The sequence below is a fragment of the Mesorhizobium sp. NZP2298 genome (assembly GCF_013170825.1).
Classification (GTDB): domain Bacteria; phylum Pseudomonadota; class Alphaproteobacteria; order Rhizobiales; family Rhizobiaceae; genus Mesorhizobium.
Genome location: NZ_CP033365.1, coordinates 598,756 through 618,111, shown reverse-complemented (window position 1 = coordinate 618,111; position 19,356 = coordinate 598,756). Strand labels below are relative to the sequence as shown.

General features: G+C 61.9%; 18 protein-coding genes and 1 pseudogene. 11 read left to right on the top strand and 8 right to left on the bottom strand.

Going from position 1 to position 19,356, the window contains the following annotated elements; all coding sequences use genetic code 11:
• Positions 1-161: 161 nt before the first annotated feature.
• The 7 genes and pseudogenes from EB231_RS02850 to EB231_RS02815 all read right to left on the bottom strand — a co-directional run bounded on the left by EB231_RS02850 (position 162) and on the right by EB231_RS02815 (position 5,703).
• On the bottom strand, positions 162-383 hold the full coding sequence (locus EB231_RS02850; protein ID WP_172347501.1) for a hypothetical protein: 222 nt from the start codon (positions 381-383) through the stop codon (positions 162-164).
• 28 nt (positions 384-411) lie between these two features.
• The gene (locus EB231_RS35700; RefSeq protein WP_172347500.1) at positions 412-570 is read right to left on the bottom strand and encodes a DUF1127 domain-containing protein; all 159 of its coding nucleotides are present in this window, start codon (positions 568-570) and stop codon (positions 412-414) included.
• 124 nt (positions 571-694) lie between these two features.
• A complete protein-coding gene (locus tag EB231_RS02840; protein WP_056595260.1) occupies positions 695-991 on the bottom strand; it encodes a nickel-binding protein in 297 nt (98 codons plus the stop codon).
• Between the two features lie 193 nt (positions 992-1,184).
• On the bottom strand, positions 1,185-2,984 hold the full coding sequence (locus EB231_RS02835) for a winged helix-turn-helix domain-containing protein (protein WP_172347499.1): 1,800 nt from the start codon (positions 2,982-2,984) through the stop codon (positions 1,185-1,187).
• A 200-nt stretch (positions 2,985-3,184) separates the two neighbouring features.
• Positions 3,185-3,400, bottom strand: coding sequence for a helix-turn-helix transcriptional regulator (locus tag EB231_RS02830; protein ID WP_172347498.1), 216 nt, complete (start codon positions 3,398-3,400; stop codon positions 3,185-3,187).
• A 78-nt stretch (positions 3,401-3,478) separates the two neighbouring features.
• A pseudogene (locus tag EB231_RS02825) lies at positions 3,479-4,093 on the bottom strand (Ti-type conjugative transfer relaxase TraA); the annotation flags it as partial.
• Positions 4,094-4,698: 605 nt separating this feature from the next.
• Positions 4,699-5,703, bottom strand: coding sequence for a LacI family DNA-binding transcriptional regulator (locus tag EB231_RS02815; protein WP_172347497.1), 1,005 nt, complete (start codon positions 5,701-5,703; stop codon positions 4,699-4,701).
• 162 nt (positions 5,704-5,865) lie between these two features.
• Between EB231_RS02815 and EB231_RS02810 the strand changes: the two genes are divergently transcribed.
• From EB231_RS02810 to iolG, 7 genes are all read left to right on the top strand, one after another.
• Complete coding sequence (locus tag EB231_RS02810; protein ID WP_172347496.1) at positions 5,866-6,708, top strand: SDR family oxidoreductase; 843 nt, start codon at positions 5,866-5,868, stop codon at positions 6,706-6,708.
• Positions 6,680-8,209, top strand: coding sequence for a sugar ABC transporter ATP-binding protein (locus EB231_RS02805; RefSeq protein ID WP_172347495.1), 1,530 nt, complete (start codon positions 6,680-6,682; stop codon positions 8,207-8,209). The genes EB231_RS02810 and EB231_RS02805 overlap by 29 nt, the downstream gene beginning before the upstream one ends.
• A gap of 109 nt (positions 8,210-8,318) precedes the next feature.
• On the top strand, positions 8,319-9,227 hold the full coding sequence (locus tag EB231_RS02800) for an ABC transporter permease (protein ID WP_172347494.1): 909 nt from the start codon (positions 8,319-8,321) through the stop codon (positions 9,225-9,227).
• Positions 9,224-10,195: an ABC transporter permease gene (locus EB231_RS02795; RefSeq protein WP_172347493.1), complete on the top strand. Its 972-nt coding sequence runs from the start codon at positions 9,224-9,226 to the stop codon at positions 10,193-10,195. Before EB231_RS02800 ends, EB231_RS02795 begins: the two co-directional genes overlap by 4 nt.
• Positions 10,196-10,375: 180 nt before the next feature.
• Positions 10,376-11,404: an autoinducer 2 ABC transporter substrate-binding protein gene (locus EB231_RS02790; protein ID WP_172347492.1), complete on the top strand. Its 1,029-nt coding sequence runs from the start codon at positions 10,376-10,378 to the stop codon at positions 11,402-11,404.
• A gap of 62 nt (positions 11,405-11,466) precedes the next feature.
• On the top strand, positions 11,467-12,639 hold the full coding sequence (locus EB231_RS02785; protein ID WP_172347491.1) for a Gfo/Idh/MocA family protein: 1,173 nt from the start codon (positions 11,467-11,469) through the stop codon (positions 12,637-12,639).
• A 25-nt stretch (positions 12,640-12,664) separates the two neighbouring features.
• Entirely contained in the window at positions 12,665-13,663 is a 999-nt protein-coding gene (gene iolG / locus EB231_RS02780) for an inositol 2-dehydrogenase (protein WP_172347490.1), read from the top strand.
• Between the two features lie 218 nt (positions 13,664-13,881).
• Here the strand turns inward: iolG and EB231_RS02775 are convergent, their stop codons facing one another.
• Positions 13,882-14,679 (bottom strand): IclR family transcriptional regulator domain-containing protein, encoded by a 798-nt coding sequence (locus EB231_RS02775; RefSeq protein WP_172347489.1) that lies wholly within the window; start codon positions 14,677-14,679, stop codon positions 13,882-13,884.
• 200 nt (positions 14,680-14,879) lie between these two features.
• On the opposite strand from EB231_RS02775, the gene iolD reads away from it, so the two are divergent.
• The 4 genes from iolD to EB231_RS02755 are packed head-to-tail and all read left to right on the top strand — an operon-like array spanning position 14,880 to position 19,312.
• Positions 14,880-16,727 carry a 3D-(3,5/4)-trihydroxycyclohexane-1,2-dione acylhydrolase (decyclizing) gene (gene iolD, locus EB231_RS02770; protein ID WP_172347488.1) on the top strand — a complete coding sequence of 616 codons (1,848 nt, stop codon included), beginning with the start codon at positions 14,880-14,882 and terminating at the stop codon, positions 16,725-16,727.
• The gene (locus tag EB231_RS02765; RefSeq protein WP_172347487.1) at positions 16,727-17,563 is read left to right on the top strand and encodes an NAD-dependent epimerase/dehydratase family protein; all 837 of its coding nucleotides are present in this window, start codon (positions 16,727-16,729) and stop codon (positions 17,561-17,563) included. The genes iolD and EB231_RS02765 overlap by 1 nt, the downstream gene beginning before the upstream one ends.
• Before the next feature lie 11 nt (positions 17,564-17,574).
• Positions 17,575-18,552: a hydroxyacid dehydrogenase gene (locus EB231_RS02760; RefSeq protein WP_172347486.1), complete on the top strand. Its 978-nt coding sequence runs from the start codon at positions 17,575-17,577 to the stop codon at positions 18,550-18,552.
• On the top strand, positions 18,542-19,312 hold the full coding sequence (locus EB231_RS02755; protein ID WP_172347485.1) for an HpcH/HpaI aldolase family protein: 771 nt from the start codon (positions 18,542-18,544) through the stop codon (positions 19,310-19,312). The genes EB231_RS02760 and EB231_RS02755 overlap by 11 nt, the downstream gene beginning before the upstream one ends.
• Positions 19,313-19,356: the final 44 nt, after the last annotated feature.

Sequence of the window (19,356 nt, the reverse complement as noted above, 5' to 3'; positions counted from 1 at the left end):
ACCTACTTGACAGCATCCGCAACTCAAGCCGATTCCGGCATCGAGTAGCGCGGCATCGGCAGGGATGATCACGGTGCTTTTTGATCTCGTGGCAGCAGGTCTGTAGCACTTAGCGCAAAGCGGCATGAGACCCGACATTCAGTATGTCTGCAAACCTGGCTTCATCTACGGCGAGACTTCACAATGCGGCCGATCTGGACCAGATTCAGAATCACAAAGAAAACGTTCCAGCCGACGACGTTCATGAGTGGCGCCGGCTGGCCATAGAAATACACGGCGAGGCAGGTTGCAGCCGCTGTGGTGAGAATCCTCAGCCGCAAGATGTCCAGCGTGAAGTAGGCGATCACATACATGACGTTCGCCACGTTTATCAGAAGTTCCATTTCCCTGGTTTCCAATTGGTCTGGGCACTCAGACGAGACGGTCCTTGAAGTGTTCCCGAACAGCATGTGCGATCGCACCGCGGCGAATGCCTATGTCCTTCAGGATGTGGTCAGGCAGTTCGTGCAAAGCCCTCTCGGCCCTGCGTGCTCTCAGACCGATCGAAACGCGCTTCAGGTAGTGAAACATTGGTTTTCTCCATTCGGAATCGCGGCACCGGAATGGGGCATGCCGTCCAAGCGCCGTCTGTTCATTGTTTGCTGATTGGATGACGCTGCCCCGCTTTGATCGGGCGAGGCAGCGACTGGCGGTCTCAGGCGGCCGCTGTCATCGGATCATTGCGAATGATGACCGTGTCGGCGACCGGGTAAAATTCCTCACCGGGCATGCCAACGCGCTTGGCGTGATCGCGGATGGCCTCGCCGTCTTTGGCCTCGTAGATGCAGAAGGTGCCGATGCGGCCATCGGGTTCGTGCACGACATAGCTGCGGATCCAGCTGACCGTACCCGACATCTGTTCCTTGGCGACCTTTGCCGATTTGGCGCCGGCGGCTTCGAGTTCCTGCAGTGATGCCCAAGCGCTGGGGCGGCGGATAACAAACAGGTTCATGATCTTTCCCTTTCGATTTCGCGCCAACCCTTCGCGGCGCTGCCTATTGCCAGGCGTGTCTGCTTGGCTGGGGAAAGATTACCTTCAGGGAGGACTGATCATCCTTATCGGGACCTGATCTCTGGCTGATCTTTCGCCAGCACCGCCGATAAGCTCGATCGGCGGCTCGTCCTAAAAAGGAGGGCGGATTGGATCAGCGGGTGAGTTCTTGCATGGAACGATCGCCAACCGGCTGGCTTTCGCGCGAAAAATCATGGCGAAGCGTTGCGGCTTCCTGTTCCAGGCGCCGTGATCCCAAATGGCGGGCCGATCTCTCCGCCGCAGTGATTTCCACTTTCGCTCCGCTGATGTCGCCCGAACGCAACAGGGCACTGGCGAGTTGCAGCCGAACCCTTGCCGCGTGATAATCGACGCCTGCACTGGTCCAGAGCTGCCGGGCCAATAGCAGAAGCCGATTTCCGTTTGGGTCGCCTGGCTCGCAAAGTGCTGCCTTGGTTTCGGCTATCAATGCCTGCGTTGCCGGTTGCCGCCAGCGTTCTGGCTGCGCATCGATTTCTTTGAGATAGATTGACGCCTGGTCAGAGCGCCCGCCGCGTGCTGCAATGCAGGCCGCGTTCACCAACAGGTTTCCGCGTCGCTGCAGATGGAACCACGACGTCCCCTGCAGAGCCCGGTCGATTGCGGCAAGCGCCCCGTCCAGATCGCCGGTTTCGAATAGAAGCACAGCATTGCCCGGCTCCGCATCCCAGCCGAGCGCATAAGCCTGATCGTAGTCGGCGCGCGCTGATCTAAGGTCGCCGATCATGGCGAAGATATCGCCGCGGACACGGAAGCCTTCGCCGAGCGACCAGGATTCCTCCAAGGAGAGCTTGGGCAGCGCTTCGTTTATGCAAGTCAGGGCTTCCGGCAATACCTGCTGCGCCGCGACCACTTCAGCACGATGAAGGTCACACGCACCCGAGGTCTGCGCAAAACTTACGGTGCACCAACTTTCAAAGCCTTCGCTCCACTGGCGGGCACGAGGCCAATCGGCATATGTCCTGCAGCTCCAGAGGATATTGCAATAAACAAGGCTACCGGTGATCGGGTCAACCTGGCTCGACAAGGCGATCGCCGCCGCATGATTCTGCTGCTCGCTGCCCTCCGCGATCTTGCCGAGGGCGAGATTGAAAAATCCCTTATACGTCAAAGTCAGAGCCCGCAGGCCGGGATCGTCGCAATTCTCGGCTATCGCGTGAGCGGCTGATGCCAGTCTCAGCGCTTCCTCAGGCCGGCCGCCGGAAGATGCCAGGCGTGACCTCATCCACAGCAGATATGCCTGCGTGCTATCGTCTTTTGACTGGGAAAGGAGCGACGCTGCACGTTCCAGCCATCCCTCGGCTACGGCACCTGATCCGCGCTCGGCCTGGATCTTTGCGAGTGTGATAGCGGACCTGGCGGCGCGGGCGAAGTCGCCAGCCTCGACATGAGCTGTCACCGCGCGGTTCAGCACGGGGATCGCCTCGGTTGGCCGCCCGCCACATTCGACGACCAGCGCCCAGAGATCGACGTCAGCAGGAGAGAGACCTTCATCGTCCGCCAAATTCGCAAAAAGTCTTGCAGCCGCGCCCCAATCGCGCAAGGCTGCCAGCTTGCGCGCCTTGGCAAGCGTGTCGTCCCCTCGCAGAGAGGCAGGCCGCGCGTAGCCCAGTCCCGGATCGTCGATGGCGAAGCGGTAGCCGTGGCGAACGTAGCTGTGAATCGCGTCCTGCAGGCCGCCTGCCGCAAGCGCCTTGCGGGCGAGGCTGACCACGCGCTGAAGCGATGCTTCAGTCACGATGACATCCGGCCAGAGAGCGTCCATCAACTCGTCCTTGGGTACGACCCTGCCGGCGTTGCGCACCAAGTACACCAGCAAATCATAGACAAGCGGCTGGATTTTCTGCCCAACGCCGCTTAGCGACAGCTTGCGGGCAGCTTCATCAAGTTCGAATTGTCCGAATGCGTGATGCATCGACCCTTTCCAATGCAACAATGTACCTTATCAGTTTTGACTATGGGAGAGGCCTGGGCCGAAAGGTGGCAAGGCTTAAGCTGGGTCGGTAGCCAACGCAACTTTAGCCATAGCCCACCGAAAACTGGACAGTCCGCTCCCGGCCCCTAATCGGTCATTGAACCTATCCGATGCCGGCGATGCCTGACGACCGATTGCGGCTAGTCGCTATTGTTTTGCCGCGTCCTGACGCACCACATAACTGGATCGTCAACCCACCGATTAACTTCTGATTCCCGCCAGCCGGCCCCGTTGACACTGATCTTGACCTGAGCCGGGAACGTGCCTTCGGCGATCTTGCGATAGATGGTTGAGCGAGACAGCCCGGTCCGGGCAAGGACGGTTTTGAGGCGAACGATACGATCCGGCTCGGACATAGCTTGCCTGCACCTCACTGGTTGTTGCTGATTGCTGCTGGGACAGACAGGACGAACCCATGCCGGAGGCAATCAGGTTTGTCGTCTCAGCCACGCGCTCGCGGAACGTGATACCGCGCCGCTCGGCATAGCTCTGCGCCGGGTCGATTTGCTCGTAATCCGACGCCATGTCCTTGGCGCGGGCCCGTGACAGCGTTCGGACCAGCCGCTCCCGCGCACTGAAGTCGTCGCCGCCATAATGCAGGTCCATCCTGTCTCGATGCCGCGACAGGGCGACGTAGCTGCCATGCGCATCCATGCCGGCGTGGCGAGCACATGGGTCCGGTCAGCGGTCATGCCCTGGGCCTTGTGAATGGTCGCGGCATAGCCGTGGTCGATGTGGGCATAGTCTTTCAGGTCAAAGCGCACGGAACGGCCGTCGTCGGTTTGAACCGTCATGCTTCGTGTGGGGACTTCCTCCACGATGCCGAGCGTGCCGTTCTTGACGCCAAGCCCGCGCTCGTTGCGCAGGAACATGACTCGGTCGCCGCTGGCGAAGGCCCTTGCGCCGCGTTCGACATTCACCTGAACCTCGTCGCCGAGATCGCCGGCAACGCGCATGCGCTCGCGTGCTGCCTAGTTCAGGGCGCTCACCTCGTCGTTTGTGTGGGTGAGGATGATCCGGCTTGCCTCTGGATGCGCCTGCCTCGGTCGGACGACGCTCAAGATTTGCGTCCCGATTGCCCGCGAGCGTGAACGCCGCGAAGCGCCCAAAACCGCCGCGTATAGGAACAGTGGCGCCACTGTGAATCCGAATTTGGCGGCCTCAGCGAAAAAGCGCTGCTGCCGGTGCTGATGGCAGTTGCAGAGTCCGGCGATCCCACTGAAACAACCGTTGCGATGATCGAGCCGTCTCAACGATGGGGTCTATAACCTCGTATCGTCGCTCGACACACAGCTGTGCCTATGGCTACCTAGGAAGCCTCGCGCGGTGCTTCTGTAGGCTTCGGAACCATCGACATGACCGCTCTTCCGCAACTTAGCCGCAGTTCGTTCGGCGCACGCTCATCCCGGCGAGAATTCGAACGGTCCGTTGGAGGTATTCGATCGAACCCGCTGTGTCGGCAAGCGCACAGCAACCGACCAACGTATCTATGATCGCCAGTTGCGCGATGCGGCTGCTCATTGCCTCAGGCCGATATCGGGTCACTTGGCGATCGCGCGCTTCCGAAATTCTGGGTACCCTTAGGCATTTTCTTTTAAGCGCGACGGTGAAAGCCTTTTGGGCCAGCGCCTTGGCGACTGCATGGCCTCTCAGATCAGGCTTTTCTTCGGGTTGAACCGCGCGGCACCAGTGTGCCTTCGAACTGGGTTGATTGGTCCGTCCCTGTCTCCCGTCCCATCAACAGTGCAATCAGGGCGTCGGCCATGGCCTCCAGAGGCTGCAGGACGGTGGTCAGGTCGTACTGGGCCGTCCGTGCCATCCAGATGTCGTCGACGCCGATCACCCCAAGGTCTTCCGGTACGGACAGACCGAGAAATCTAGCGGCGTCGATCACGCCAACAGCGACCTGGTCATTGACGCAGAAGACCGAGTCCGGCCGGGTGGGTCCCTCAAGCAGGGCTTTGCCGGCTGCAAGTCCCCGGTCGTAGGTATTGTCGCCTGCGTATTCGACCGCGACCACGCGAAGCCCCTCTTCCGCAAGGTGATCGCGGAAGCCTGCGTGCCGGTCCAGCGATACCGAAACACCGGGAAACCCGCCTATGAAGGCCGGAGCGCGATACCCTTGTTCCAGAAGGTGCCGTGCCGCCATCCGTCCGGCGTGGAATTCGTCAAGGGAGACGCTGAGCGTGTTTTCGATCCTTCTGTCGCTGCGTGCAAAAGCGACAACTGGAATGTTCATCTGCGCGCACTCGTATTCGATCTTCAGAGGCATGTCGGACGAGACGATCAGACCGTCTATCCGGTACTGCATAACGAGCTCCATGGCCTCGGAAAGGCTATGATCCTTCGAGGCGTTGACCGTTATGGCGTGCAGGCCATGTTCCTGGAGCTTTGCGGTGATGAGTTCGAGAATCCGCAGGAAAATCGGATTCGTGAACTCCTCCAGGAGAATGCCCACCAGGTTCGAGCGGGTCGTTCGCAGGCTCCGGGCCATGGCATTGGGACGGTATCCCAATTGCCGGGCGGCCTCGATGATGCGCTGCTTCTTAAGGGCATTGATGCTGCTGTCTTCGGTAAAGGCGCGCGAGACCGTCGACTTTGATACCCCGGCCAGTCTCGCCACATCGACGGCGTTGGGCCTCCGGTTTGGTTGTTTCATCTGATCCCCTAGGTCTGCAGCTCGAAAGCTCTAGCATCATGCTGCGGAATTGTCGCGCCCTTGACGGATCGAAAGGAAATTGGTATCGATCCCAAAAATAACGACATCCCACTGTGATTTATAATATAAATCGATTGGGAATAATCTCAAGAGTGAGGAAGCATGCAGTCGTTCCGCGGCAAGGCCGTCGTCATTACCGGAGGCACCCAGGGCGTCGGGCTGGCCACCGCCCGTCTGCTGGTCCAACGGGGGGCCTCGTCCGTAACGATCTGTGGACGCAACACGGTCAATGGCAAGGCGGCAGAAGAGGAACTGCGTGGGCTTGGCGCCAGCGCCCTGTTCGTCCAAGCGGATCTTTCCCGGCCAGACGATTGCTTCAAGGTAATCGATCAGTCCGAAGCGGCATTCGGCCGGCTTGACACGCTCATCAACTGTTGCGGCGCCACGACCCGGGGCACGCTGGAGTCGACCACGCCCGATCTATGGGACTATCTGTTTGCGGTGAACGTGAGAGCCCCGTTCCTGCTCATACAGCGCAGCGTTCCGATAATGCGTCGCGGCGGCAGGGGCGGCGCCATCGCCAACATTGGCTCGATCGCGGCCTATGGCGGTCAGCCATACATAACAGCATACTGCGCAGCCAAGGCCGCGCTGCTCATCTTGACCAAGAACCTCGCCAATTCGCTGCGGTGGGACCGTATCCGGGTCAACGCTCTCAACATCGGCTGGACCGCAACGCCCACCGAACATGAGCTACAGGCAAATTTCCATGGACTTGGGGAGGATTGGCTGGAGCGTGTCTCGGCAGCGCAGCCATTTGGCCGGCTGCTTTCACCGGAGGATGTCGCGAAGGCTCTTGCGTTCCTGGCCTCCGACGAGTCCGGCCTGATGACCGGATCCATAGTCGACTTCGATCAGAGGGTGATCGGGGCTACAGACGACAACCCTATCGGTGCGGACCGTCCGGAGCACGGCAATGATGTCGCCAGCGCACACGTCGCATAGCCCGGCCTACGCCCTGAGGGGCATGGGCAAAAGCTTCGGCGGAATATTCGCCTGTCGCGGCGTCGATATCGAGGTGAACCCAAGTGAGGTGATCGCGATCGCCGGAGAGAATGGCGCGGGCAAGAGCACGACGGTCAAGTGTCTCTATGGTCTCTACGCGCCGGATGAAGGTTTTGTCGAGATTGCGGGGCAGCGGGTGCGGATGAGCAGCCCCCGTGAGGGAGAGGCTCACGGCATCTCGATGATACCGCAGGAACTCGACCTTTTCCCCGAACTGTCGATCGTCGAAAATCTCTTCGTCGGTCGTGATCGCCCGCGCACGTTCTGGGGCGGCTTTGACTGGGCCGCCATGCGAAGGCGTGCCAGCGAAATCCTAGCCAGCCTGGGGGTCAGTTTCGATGTGACCCTTCCGGTCAGGGCGCTTTCGGCTGCCAACGGCAAACTGGTGGAGGTCGCCCGGGCGCTCAACCGCGAGGCACGGCTCATCATCATGGACGAGCCGACCGCCGCACTCACGGAGCGCGAGGCCGATCGGCTGTTTTCCGTGGTCAGGGGACTGACGGCAAAAGGTGTCTCCGTCATCTACATCACGCACCGGCTCGACGAGATATTCCAGATCAGCGACCGGATCGTCGTGCTGCGCGATGGTGGAATGGTCACCAGCGGTCCGACCCGGGACTTCACCGTCGCCAGCCTGGTCCAGGCCATGGTCGGCCGATCGCTCGACCAGCTCTATGCGCGCCGGTACCACGTCATCGGTGCCGATATCCTCTCGGTCGAGGGACTTTCTCGGACTGGCAGCTTTCGCGATATATCATTCACCCTGCGCGGCGGCGAAATCCTTGGTATTTCCGGCCTTATCGGTGCGGGACGCAGCGAATTGGCCCGCGCGATCTATGGATTTGACCCGGCGGATTCGGGAACGATCCTCGTTGACGGCAAGCCGGTGAGGATCCGCTCGGTCAAAGGGGCGCTTGCACAGGGGATCGCCTATCTGCCTGAGGAGCGGCGATCGCAGGGATTGATCCTGCCGATGTCGATCGCGGGGAATATCAGCTTCGCAATCCTCGGTCGTCTTTCGAGACTGGGCTTTGTCGCCAGACGCCGGGAGCGCGCATTCGCCCTGGAATCGTCACGGCGCTTCCGAATTGTCGGCGCTGAACTGGAGGCGCCGGTCGAGGTTCTCTCGGGGGGCAACCAGCAGAAGGTCCTGCTGGCCAAGACCCTGGCATCCGATCCGCGGATCATCATCCTCGACGAGCCGGCGCGCGGCGTCGACATCGGTGCAAAGGCCGAGATCTATGCGTTGATCGAAGGGTTGGCCCAGGCCGGAAAGGGCGTGGTGCTGATCTCATCGGAGATGAACGAGGTGCTCTCGCTTTCCGATCGCATCCTGGTGATGCACGAAGGATCCATCACCGGTGCATTCGATCGCGACCAATTCTCCGCCGAAGCCATCGGGGCCGCAGCCGCGGGTCAGGAATATTCCCATGTCGCGTAGCGCCGTGTCATACGCTGCGGATAGCAGCACACGTATCCGCCATGTCCTGGCTGACGCATGGCAGTCCGTCTCGCGGAGGCCCGAGGCGCCATCAGCCGCCTTTCTTCTGGTGCTGGTCGTGGTGCTTTCGATCGCGACGCCCGGCTTTCTTTCGGCTGCCAACCTGCGCGGCATCGTCGAACAGGTAGCGGTTGTTTCCATCGTCGCACTCGCCGTCAACCAGGTCATCCTGGCCGGGGAGATCGATGTTTCGACCGGCTCGGTCGTCGCCGTCTGTGCGTTCGTGTACGGTAATATCGCGGAGATGTCCGGCGGATCGCTGGTTCCATTCCTGGGCGCGCTGGCCACAGGTCTTCTCCTGGGTCTCATCAACGGCGTTGTCTCCACCTACGGACGAGTACCGTCGATCATCACCACGCTGGGCGCCCTCTTCGTCTATCGTGGGCTGGTGCTGCTTCTTGCGGGCGCCCAGGTTCTCAACCTCGCCGCAGACTCCCGCGGTTTTGGCCAGGGCAGCCTGCTCGCAATCCCGGTCGCAATCCCGGTCGCGATCGTGGTCCTGATCGGCCTTTGCCTGGCAATGGATATTCTTGCCCGCCATACAACGCTCGGCAGGAACGTGTACGCGGTCGGGGGCAATCCGCGTGCCGCACGCATGATCGGCCTGCCGGTCAGTCTCGTGCGCACGGCCACCTTCGCGCTGACCGGACTCTGCTGCGGCCTGGCGGCATCCGTCATGATCGGCCAGATCGGCCAGTTGCAGGCGACCGCGGCGACGGGCCTCGAACTGAAGGTCGTGGCTGCGGTGGTTCTTGGCGGAACCAGCATCGCGGGTGGCAAGGGCTCGACATTCGCCCCCGTGATCGGAGCCCTTCTGGTTGGCGTCATCCTCAACGCGATGACCCTCAATCGTGTGCCCGGCACATTTGAACTGCTGGTGCTTGGAGCCCTCATCCTGCTTGCCGTCAGCGTAGAAGGCATTCGTTCGCGCTTGCGCGAGAGGAGGCCGACCGAATGACGACTGTCTCTCCGGCGAACCCTGCACGCGTGAAACGGTGGCAGATCAACCGTGTGGCAGGCCTATTCCTCTTCTTTGTCGCCCAGATTGCCATAACCAGTGCGCTTTCCCCCGGATATTTCAGCATCGACGGCATGCTGGATGTGACGCGCCAGTTCAGTGAATCCGGCATCGTCGCGCTTGGCCTGACGCTTGTGATCATCACCGGCGGCATCGACATTTCCGTCGGCGCCCTGCTTTCGCTGGTCTCGGTCACCATTGGCTTCAGCTATCAGGCGGGCTTTCCGCTCTGGGCCGCGATCGCGTCTGGCATTGCCGTTGGCACGCTCGGCGGGCTGTTCAACGGGGTGCTGGTTACAGCGTTGCGCCTGCATCCCCTCGTCGTCACGCTTGGCACCTTCGCGCTCTTTCGCGGCATTGCGTTTGCGGTCTCGGATGCCCGTGCCGTGTCGAGCTTCCCGTCCTGGTTCGCCATGTTCGGGCAAAGCTGGATCGCCGGTATCGTGCCTGTCCAGCTGATCGTGTTCATCGTGCTGATCTGTGCGGTCGGGATCGTTCTGGCTCGCAGCACCTTTGGCCGTTACGTCTATGCCGTGGGCAACAACGAGCTTGCTGCCCGGTTTTCGGGTGTGAATGTCAGCGCCGTCAAGATCGCCGTCTATACCCTGACCGGGTTCCTGGTCGGGATTGCCGGCCTCATCCAGACATCAAGGCTTTCGACGGCACGCGGCAACGCCGGATACGGACTGGAATTGATCGTCATTGCCATGGTCGTTCTCGGCGGCACCAGGATCACTGGCGGCTCCGGCACCATCGCCGGCACGGTCATGGGTGTCCTTATCCTGTCCTATCTGCAGGACGGCCTGGTTTTCGCAGGCATCCGAGGCGATGCCGGTCTGATCGTCATCGGCCTGTGTCTGGTGACAGGCGTATTCCTCAACGAGTTCTTCAGAAAAGACCGCGTCTGAGCGAAGGGCTCACGTCAACAAGGGAGGAGGCGCCGGAACAGAAACAGGAAAACCTGAGGGAGGGAGGCAGGCCGGTCGTTCCGGCATTCTGATCAACGTTGCGGCCGGCATACCGTGTGAAAGCCTGCCAGCCGCGCCACGTCGTATGCATAGCCTATCAACGCAATGGGAGGTTTAACCGTGAATCGTTCTTCAATTCAAACAGTTTCGCTCGCGCGCCGCAAAGTGCTTCTCGGCCTGGCTGCCTGCACTGCCATGATGTTTTCGTTGGCCGGCACGGGATCCGCATCGGCGAACGACACTGTCATCGCCATGATGCCGAAGTTCACCAGCGATCCCTACTTCGTGGCCGCCAACAAGGGGGCGCAGGAAGCCGCCGCCGAGTTGGGCATCAAGGTGGAGTTCAATGGTCCGGTCGATGCCAATGTCGCCGCCCAGTCCGACCTCATCGACAGCTGGGTCCGGCGCAAGGTCTCTGCAATTGCCGTCTCGGCCAATGACCCCGATGCACTTGTCCCGGCGATGAAACGTGCCCAGGACGCCGGCATCAAGACGATGACCTGGGATGCCGACGTCGGCGCAGCGGGCCGCAGCGTCTTTCTCAACCAGGCGACATTCCCCGATATGGGCCGCACCATGGTCGAAATGATGGTCCGGGATGCGGGGACGTCCGAAGGTGATTTTCTGATCATCACGGCGGTGCTGACGTCGCCGAACCAGAACCGCTGGATCGAGGAGATGAAGAAGTACGCGGCGGAAAAATACCCCGGCATGAAGTTCGCCGCGGTTCTTCCCGGCGACGAGGATCTGGAAAAAAGCAAGAACGTCGCGCTCAACTACCTGCAGGCCAATCCCGGCACGAAGGGCGTGTTCTGCGTTACCGGCATCGCCACACCGGGTGTGCTGGAAGCGGTCAAGCAGCTTGGTCTTGTCGGCAAGGTCACCGTGACCGGCCTCGGCGTTCCGAGCCTCATCAAGCCGTATCTGAAGGACGGCTCGCTGAAGGAAGCGGCGCTCTGGAATCCCATCGATATCGGCTATGGCGCCATCTACATCACCAAGGCGCTGCTGGATGGGACGCTGGACCCCGCCTCGGGGGTGGTCGAGGCCGGCCGGCTGGGCAAGCTGAAGTTCATCTCAAAGGACACGGTGCTGCTCGGCGACCCTTACATTTTCACCAAGGACAACGTCGACAAGTTCGACTTCTGAGGTGCGGCGGCGGCCTCCCGCGCAAGCGGGAGGCCTCTTCCCTGGCAAAGGATTTTCGATCGATGGTTGAGCTCCTCGAGCAATTTGGTCGCCGGCTCCGCATAGGTCTGGTGGGCGGTGGCGTGGACTCGGTCATCGGCCGGACGCATCTCGTAGCCATGCGCGTCGATGGATTTTATGATCTGGTCGCGGGAGCGATGTCGGTCGATCCCGCGATCGCCCGCAGATCGGGTGCTGCCGTTCTTCTGGATGCCGACCGTGTCTACACCGATTACCGGCAAATGGCCGAGGCGGAATCGCAAATTCCCGATGGCATCGACGTCGTGGCGATCGCCACACCGCCCCAGCTTCATTTCGATGTGGCGAAGACATTCCTCGAAAAAGGCATCGACGTCATCTGCGAGAAGCCGGTGACGGCGAGCCTGGCGCAGGCCATGGACCTGGCTGCCGTCGTGCGTAAGCATGACCGGCTTTTTTGCCTGACCCACTGCTACACCGGCTATCCCATGGTCAGGCAGGCGCGCGCAATGGTTGCCGCGGGCGAGCTCGGTCGGCTACGCCTCGTCGAGGCGGAGCTCTGCGCCGGCGATCCAGACGTCAGCGTCGAGCCTCTTGACCCCTCGCAGAGACATTGGCGGTTCCGGGCGGCCTCGATGGGAAAAGGGGCGATCCTGGGAGAGGTCGCCTCACACGCCCACAATATAGCGACGTTTGTCACGGGTCTCGAAATTACAGAAGTGTCCGCCGAGTTGTCGACCTTCGTCGAACGCCGGGAAGTCTTTGACAATTCATATGTCACTGCCCGTTTCGACAATGGCGCGCGCGGCCGCATCTGGGGCAGCTATGTCGCCGCTGGCAATGATCATGGACTGTCCTTCCGTGTCTTCGGCGAGAAGGGAGGGCTGACATGGGTGCAGGAAGATCCCGAGGTGCTGTGGTTCAAGCCCATAGGGAAGCCGGCGATCAGGCTCGCGCGTGGATATGACGGCCTCTCCCCGGAGGCTGGAGAGGCAACGCGATTCCGGCCGGGCCATCCCGAGGGATATGCCCTGGCCTTTGCCAACCTCTATTCCGATTTTGCCCGCGCGATCATGGCAAGGCGTCTCGGCCATCCGCATCAGCACTATTCTTCGACCCTGCCGGGCATCGACGATGGAATTGCAGTCATGGCGCTGATCGAGGCGGCCATGGCTTCCCAGCAGGACGGCGGAGCCTGGAAGCCAGTCGCCCGTTGAAAAAAATAATCAGCACGAGGAAAACATGAAATTCTCTGTCTTTGGCGCCGGCCGCATGGGCGAACGCCACATAGTAAATCTTGCGGCCAGCAACAGGGCCGAGTTGGCTTACGTCGTCGATCCCGATCTCGATCGCGCCACCGCGCTTGCAACAAAGTTCGGCGCCAAGGCCTCAACCCGCCCTGACGGCCCGCTCAGCGATCCGGCTGTTGATGCCGTCATTATCTCGTCGGCGACGAATACGCATGTCGATCTGATCATCGCCTCGGCCAAGGCCGGCAAGGCAGTCCTGTGCGAGAAGCCTATCGACCTCGACATGGCACGTGTGGATCACTGCGCCAAGGCGATCAAGGGGTGCGACGTGCCGATCATGATCGGCTTCCAGCGTCGTTTCGATCCGACCCATCGCGCCGTCCATGCGGCTGTTGCGGGCGGTGAGGTTGGTAAGGTCGAGGTGATCTCGATCGTCAGCAGGGATCCGGGACCGCCGCCCTATTCCTATATCGCCGTCTCGGGCGGGCAGTTTCATGACCAGATGATCCATGACTTCGATCTTGCGCTCTGGCTCTCCGGCGCGTCCGGTCAGACGGAGGTCTTCGCCATGGGCTCCACTCTGGTCGATACGGAAATTGGCCGCCACGGCGATACCGACACGGCGCAGGTCCTGATGCGGTTCGAAAACGGTGCCTTCTGCAAGATCGACTGCTCCCGAAGAGCCGTCTATGGCTACGATCAGCGGGTCGAGGTGTTCGGGTCGCTCGGATTGGTCTCGTCGGGGAACCTGCACCGCACCGCGATCGAGCGGACCACGGCTGCAGGTGTGACCGCGAAGGACCTGCTGGCACCGGATTTCCTGGCCCGCTATCTGCCGACCTATGCATTGGAGCTCGACGCATTCATCGATGCTGTCGAGAAGGGGACGCAACCCCAGCCGGACTTTGCGGCCGGACGCAGGGCGCTCGCGCTTGCCGATGCGGCGCGTCAATCCCATCGGGAAGGTCGCGCCGTTACGGCCTCGATCTGACCTTTCCAGGCGTAGGCGAGGGCGGCTCATATCACGCACAACCGCGGAACCGTTCCCGGCGTTGATATTTTGGCTTCGAACCGACCTCCGGCCTTGGGCATTCGAGAAGTTCGCATTGAGCAGCCAAGAGCCGATAGCATTTCGGTCGGTGTGATTAGCGAGACGAAGGCCCGAGGAAGATCAAGGCAGGGTTAGGAAGCTTCGATAAGAAATGAGGTTCATAGGGTTGCCCATCCTCTTTCTTGGAAGTCGCGAAAGATACCTTCGACGTCCCGAGCAGCTTCACGAAGCCGGGGAAGAACATTGTTCGTCAGATCCTCGGGTGACTGTCTGTCTCTGTGTGATGCGACGCTCATGGCGGCGACGACGCGACCGCTCCTTTCGCGCAGAGGTACGGCGATCGAGATCGTGCCGTTCTCCATTTCGTCGATCGCCCTTGCAAAGTCCGCCTGCCGGGTTTCGTCCAGCCTGGTCTTCAGGTCACCGATATCCGTCACTGACGCCGGGCCCTGCTTTGCCAGCACGATCCCGTCAAGGCGCCTGTCGAGCTCCGCGACAGGAAGGGACGCAAGGAGCATCTTGCCGCTGGCAGAACAATAGGCGGGCAACCGGTCGCCGACACCAAGGCGCGACGTGTAGATACGTCGGGTCGAGTCCCGGCTGACAAACATGATGTCCAGTCCTTCGAGAACCGAGATCGAGCACGGCTCATTGACCTGGTCCGCCAGCGTCACCACAATGGACGCTGCGGCATTCCAGACGCTCGTTCGTCCCAGGACGCCGCGTCCGAGAGAGAGCACCTTCGGCGTACCTCCATAAACCCCGCGCTCCTCCCTGACGTAGCCGAGACTCTCAAGGGTAAGCAGTATTCTCCGGGCCGCGGCGCGGCTGACGTCCATTGCATGCGCAACCTGGGTGCACGTCAACGGGGTGTCGGCCTCGGCAAGGCGTTCGAGGCAGGCAAGCCCCCGCGCAAGGGTCTGGGCAAAGTCGCGCTTCTGAATTTCGGCATCCATGAGGGCGATAAATCTCACAAAAGGCCCGACTCGTCAATGTGCGTTTATCGCGCATCTGCGCGACATGTTGACAGCGCTAGGGGAATATGGGAAATGGATCTCGCCAGACGGCAAACACGAGCGACATGCGCACGCGATCGATTTACGAACGCAACGCCGCCGTCGCGAGCGGTTGTCCAGGAGGATCCGCGGAGGAAATGATGAGTGTGGTTCGGCTGACGCTTGCGCAGGCCATCGTGCGGTTTCTGATCGCGCAGAAGATTGAGGACGAAGGTGCGGTTCTGCCGCTTTTCTCAGGCGTGCACGCGATCTTCGGTCACGGCAACGTCACCTGCCTGGGTTCGGCTCTGGAAGAGGTCCAGGACCAGCTTCCGACCTATCGCGGGCAGAACGAACAGTCGATGGCGCTTGCCGCGGTCGCCTATGCCCGCGCCCGGCGCCGCAAACAGATCCACGTCTGCTCGGCCTCGGTCGGCCCGGGCTCGTCGAACATGGTCACGGCCGCCGGCGTGGCGATGTCCGACCGCCTTCCCGTGCTCTTCCTGTGCGGCGACAACTTCGCTTCTCGCCTTCCCGACCCTGTCCTGCAGCAGGTCGAGCATTTCCACGACATGTCGCTGACAGCGAACGATGCCTTTCGAGCCGTGTCATCGTTTTTCGATCGCATCACCCGGCCGGAGCAGATCCTCACCTCGCTGCCGCAGGCCGTGGCGCTGATGCTCGATCCGGCGGCTTGTGGTCCCGCGACCATCTCGCTGGCGCAGGACGTACAAGGTGAAGCATTCGACTACCCGGAAGCCTTCTTCGTCGAGCGTGTTCACCGGATACCCCGATATCCCGCCGACGAAGATCAGATCGCGATGGCGATCCGCATGATCCGCTCGGCGAAGCGGCCGCTCATAATCGCCGGCGGGGGCGTCCACTACTCGGGTGCCACGGGCGAGCTGGCTGAGTTCAGCGACCGCTTCGGGATCCCGGTCGCCGAAACCATTATGGGACGTTCGGCGCTGTTGCACGAACACCGGCTCAACCTCGCTTCGATTGGGGTCATGGGCGGCTCCGCGGCCAACGCCATCGCTGGCAAGGCCGACCTGGTAATTTCGATCGGCACGCGGATGGCCGACATGATCACTGGCTCATGGAGCGTTTTTCGCGATCCGGATGTGAGATTCCTCGCGCTCAACGCCAACCGCTTCGACGCCAACAAGCACATGGCACAGCCGGTGATCGGCGACGCGAAGCTCTCGCTCGCTGCCATCGCGGCGCGGCTGGGCGACTGGTCCGCCCCGGCCAGCTGGGCCGACGAGGCGATCCGGGAGAAAGCTGTCTGGGACGAGGTCATCGAGAAACGGACGAGGCCGACAGACCAGGAGGTGCCGAGCTACCCGCAGGTTATCGGCGCGCTGCAGCGGAACGCCAGGGTCGACGATGTCATAGTTACCGCAGGAGGCGGCCTGCCCGGCGAGCTCTACTGCACCTGGAAGTCGATCGGGATCGGGAGCTTCGAGTCAGAATACGGTTTCTCCTGCATGGGTTACGAAATTGCCGGCGCGTACGGCCAGAAGATTGCCAACCCGGGCCGGGAAATCTTCGCCCTGCTGGGCGATGGCTCCTACATGATGCTGAACTCGGACATCTATTCCTCCGTGCTCACCGGGAACAAGATCATCTGCATCGTCTGCGACAATGGAGGGTTCGCGGTCATCAACCGGCTGCAGGTTGGCAAGGGAGGCGCCGAGTTCAACAACCTGTTCGCCTCCTCGAAGCGCAGCGGAGAGGTTCCCCGCATCGACTTCGCGATGCATGCCCGCTCGATGGGTGCCGGGTCCGAAACGGTTGCTACAATCGAGGAGCTCGAGGCCGCGATAGGCCGTGCGCGTGCCAGCGACCGGACCTACGTCATCGCCATGCGCACTCATCCCTACGAGTGGATGGACGGTGGTTCGTGGTGGGACGTGGGTATGCCCGAAGTAACTGAACGTGCAACGATCGCAACTGCGCGGGACGCGCAGGAGGATCAGCGCAGGTTTCAGCGCATGGGCGTGTGATGGACGCTCTCCTCCCGCGCTGGCGCGTCCTCCTGACGGGCGCCACCGGCAACCTCGGCCAAAAGGCAGCGGCGGCGCTTCAGGCGGTCAATGGCCTGGAATTGACCCGCATCGGTCGCAACGGCGCCAGCGACCCGGCGGTCGTGACCGCCGACCTGGAAACCTATGACGACGGTTGGGCGAGGCATTTCGAAGGTATCGACACCGTGCTCCATCTCGCCGCGGATCCCCGCGCGGCCGGCGGCTGGGATACGGTCTCACGCCTCAACATTGACCTCGCGCTCAATGTCATCCGGGCGGCCCGGCACGGCGGCGTAAAGCGCTTCGTGTTCGCCAGTTCCAACTGGGTTCTCGGAGGGTATCGCTTCGGAGGCGAGACGCTGACGCAGGCCCTGCCACCGTGGCCGGTCAACCCTTACGGGGCGTCGAAGCTCTTTGTCGAGCGGTACGGACGACTGGTCAGCGACGATACCGGGATGGCGTTCCTCTCGCTGCGGATAGGCTACTGCCAGCCGGGCGAGAACATACCTGGACCTCACATGGCATTCGGCCTTTGGGGCCAGCAGATGTGGCTCGGCAACGAAGACTGGGCCCAGGCCGTTGCGAAATCCGCGACCGCAGAGTTTTCCGGCTTCCATGCAATCAACGTGGTCTCGGCAAACGACGGCATGCGGTGGAGTCTGGCCGAGGGGCGGGACGCCATCGCTTACGCGCCCGTGCAGAGGCATCAGCCGACCATGACGCTGCCGGTCCGGTTCAGTGACGCGGCCGCGCGCTTCCGCGAAAGCTTCTTTCCGTCCGGCGCCGCGACGCCGGTATTCGGCAGCCGCTGGTGAGATCGAAAGCCATGATGAAAATCCTTGTCATCCAGCCGCTGCGCGCCGAAGCACTCGCGCTCTTCGAGGAGCGTAGCGACGTCTCCTACGAGGTCGTGACAGATTTCTCGAAGGAGAACCTGGTCGCCCGCGTTGCGGAGGCGGTAGCTATAACCGTCCGAGACGCGCCGTTGCCCATAGAGGTTCTCGCCGCGGCCCCGAACCTTCGGATCGTGTCGCGCCACGGTGTCGGTTACGACAACATCCCGGTAGACTACTGCACCGGACGGGGCGTGCCGGTTACGGTCGTGGGCGACGTCAACGCAATCTCTGTCGCCGAACAGACGATGTTCCTGATGCTGGCCGCCGCGCGGGGCGGCATCCGGCTGGACGCGGCCATCCGGGCCGGAGACTTCGGCGCCCGGTCGCGGCTTATCGGTGTCGAGCTCCGGGGCCGCACGCTGCTCATCGTTGGCTTCGGCCGGATCGGTCGCGAAGTCGCCAGGCGAGCGACTGCCTTCGGGATGCATATCCTGGTGCATGACCCGTTCGCCTCGCGAGCCGATCCCGCCGGCGCGCGCTTTGTCGAGCGGCTTGAGGATGGCCTCGCCACCGCAGATATTCTGACCCTTCATGTCCCCCTGTCGAAAGCCACCCGCCACCTAATCAGCGCCGCGGCCCTGAAGGCGCTGAGACCCGGCGCGATCGTCATCAATGCCGCGCGTGGCGGCATCATCGACGAGGCGGCCCTGGTCGAGGCGCTGGAAACTGGCCATGTCCGTTCGGCAGGACTGGACACGTTTGAGGTCGAGCCCCTCCCTGCTACTCACCCGCTGGTCGCTGACCGGCGGGTCGTCCTCAGCCCGCATTCCGCGGCCCTCACGGAAGAATCTCTCCTGGCGATGGGAATTATGACCGCCCGTAATGCGCTGGCAGGCATTGACGGTGTTCTCGATCCGACCCTCGTCGTCAACCCCTCCGTCCTGAAGGTCGCGACCGATGCGCAGTAACAACATCCGCGACGCATGGGCCAGCGGCGGCGCGGCAGTCTGCGCGTGGCTATCGATCGGCAACAGCTACACGGCGGAGATCGCCGGATGGGCTGGCTATGACTGCGTCCTGGTGGATCTCCAGCACGGGATGACGGGGGTAGAGACCATGATCTCTATGCTACAGGCGATTTCAGCGACCCCGGCCACCCCGATCGTGCGTGTCCCCTCCTGCGAGCCCGCCTTGATCATGAAGGCGCTCGACGCCGGTGCGTTCGGCATCATCTGCCCGATGATCGACAGTGCCCGTGATGCCCGGACCTTCGTGGCGGCAACGCGTTATCCGCCGCTTGGGAACCGAAGCTTCGGCCCTGCACGCGGTCTGCTCTACGGCGGCGCGTCCTACCCTACTTATGCCGACGCCTCGATCGTGCGGCTTGGCATGATTGAGACCCTAAAGGGGCTGGAGGCCCTCGACGAGATCTGCGCGGTAGAAGGTCTGGACGGGATTTTCGTGGGTCCCAACGACCTTGGGCTCGCGATGGGCAAGGGCACCTTGGGGGACCCGACGGACGAGGCGGTAAGGGCAGCTATCCTGCTTTGCCTCTCCTCGGCCAAGGCACACGGCAAGCATGCAGGAATCTTCTGCCCGTCCAGCGCGGTTGCTGCTCGGCGCAGCGGTGAGGGGTTCGATTTCGTCGTTCCCAACAGTGAAGCAAACCTTCTGAAGTCGTCGCTGGCCGCGGAAGCACGCGCGGCACGGGAAACTGTCCGCAATTAACAACGGGAAAACCCATGGTGCGCATCGCACCATGTGGCTCCCTC

Excerpts from the sequence above, each read along its gene's own strand:
- EB231_RS02850 (WP_172347501.1), bottom strand. The coding sequence starts at position 383 with ATGGAACTTCTGATAAACGTGGCGAACGTCATGTATGTGATCGCCTAC.
- EB231_RS02840 (WP_056595260.1), bottom strand. The coding sequence starts at position 991 with ATGAACCTGTTTGTTATCCGCCGCCCCAGCGCTTGGGCATCACTGCAG.
- EB231_RS02755 (WP_172347485.1), top strand. The coding sequence starts at position 18,542 with ATGCGCAGTAACAACATCCGCGACGCATGGGCCAGCGGCGGCGCGGCA.
- EB231_RS02835 (WP_172347499.1), bottom strand. The coding sequence starts at position 2,984 with ATGCATCACGCATTCGGACAATTCGAACTTGATGAAGCTGCCCGCAAG.
- EB231_RS02815 (WP_172347497.1), bottom strand. The coding sequence starts at position 5,703 with ATGAAACAACCAAACCGGAGGCCCAACGCCGTCGATGTGGCGAGACTG.
- EB231_RS02760 (WP_172347486.1), top strand. The coding sequence starts at position 17,575 with ATGATGAAAATCCTTGTCATCCAGCCGCTGCGCGCCGAAGCACTCGCG.
- iolG (WP_172347490.1), top strand. The coding sequence starts at position 12,665 with ATGAAATTCTCTGTCTTTGGCGCCGGCCGCATGGGCGAACGCCACATA.
- EB231_RS02830 (WP_172347498.1), bottom strand. The coding sequence starts at position 3,400 with ATGTCCGAGCCGGATCGTATCGTTCGCCTCAAAACCGTCCTTGCCCGG.
- EB231_RS02775 (WP_172347489.1), bottom strand. The coding sequence starts at position 14,679 with ATGGATGCCGAAATTCAGAAGCGCGACTTTGCCCAGACCCTTGCGCGG.
- EB231_RS02805 (WP_172347495.1), top strand. The coding sequence starts at position 6,680 with ATGATGTCGCCAGCGCACACGTCGCATAGCCCGGCCTACGCCCTGAGG.
- EB231_RS02810 (WP_172347496.1), top strand. The coding sequence starts at position 5,866 with ATGCAGTCGTTCCGCGGCAAGGCCGTCGTCATTACCGGAGGCACCCAG.
- EB231_RS02795 (WP_172347493.1), top strand. The coding sequence starts at position 9,224 with ATGACGACTGTCTCTCCGGCGAACCCTGCACGCGTGAAACGGTGGCAG.
- EB231_RS35700 (WP_172347500.1), bottom strand. The coding sequence starts at position 570 with ATGTTTCACTACCTGAAGCGCGTTTCGATCGGTCTGAGAGCACGCAGG.
- iolD (WP_172347488.1), top strand. The coding sequence starts at position 14,880 with ATGAGTGTGGTTCGGCTGACGCTTGCGCAGGCCATCGTGCGGTTTCTG.
- EB231_RS02785 (WP_172347491.1), top strand. The coding sequence starts at position 11,467 with ATGGTTGAGCTCCTCGAGCAATTTGGTCGCCGGCTCCGCATAGGTCTG.
- EB231_RS02765 (WP_172347487.1), top strand. The coding sequence starts at position 16,727 with ATGGACGCTCTCCTCCCGCGCTGGCGCGTCCTCCTGACGGGCGCCACC.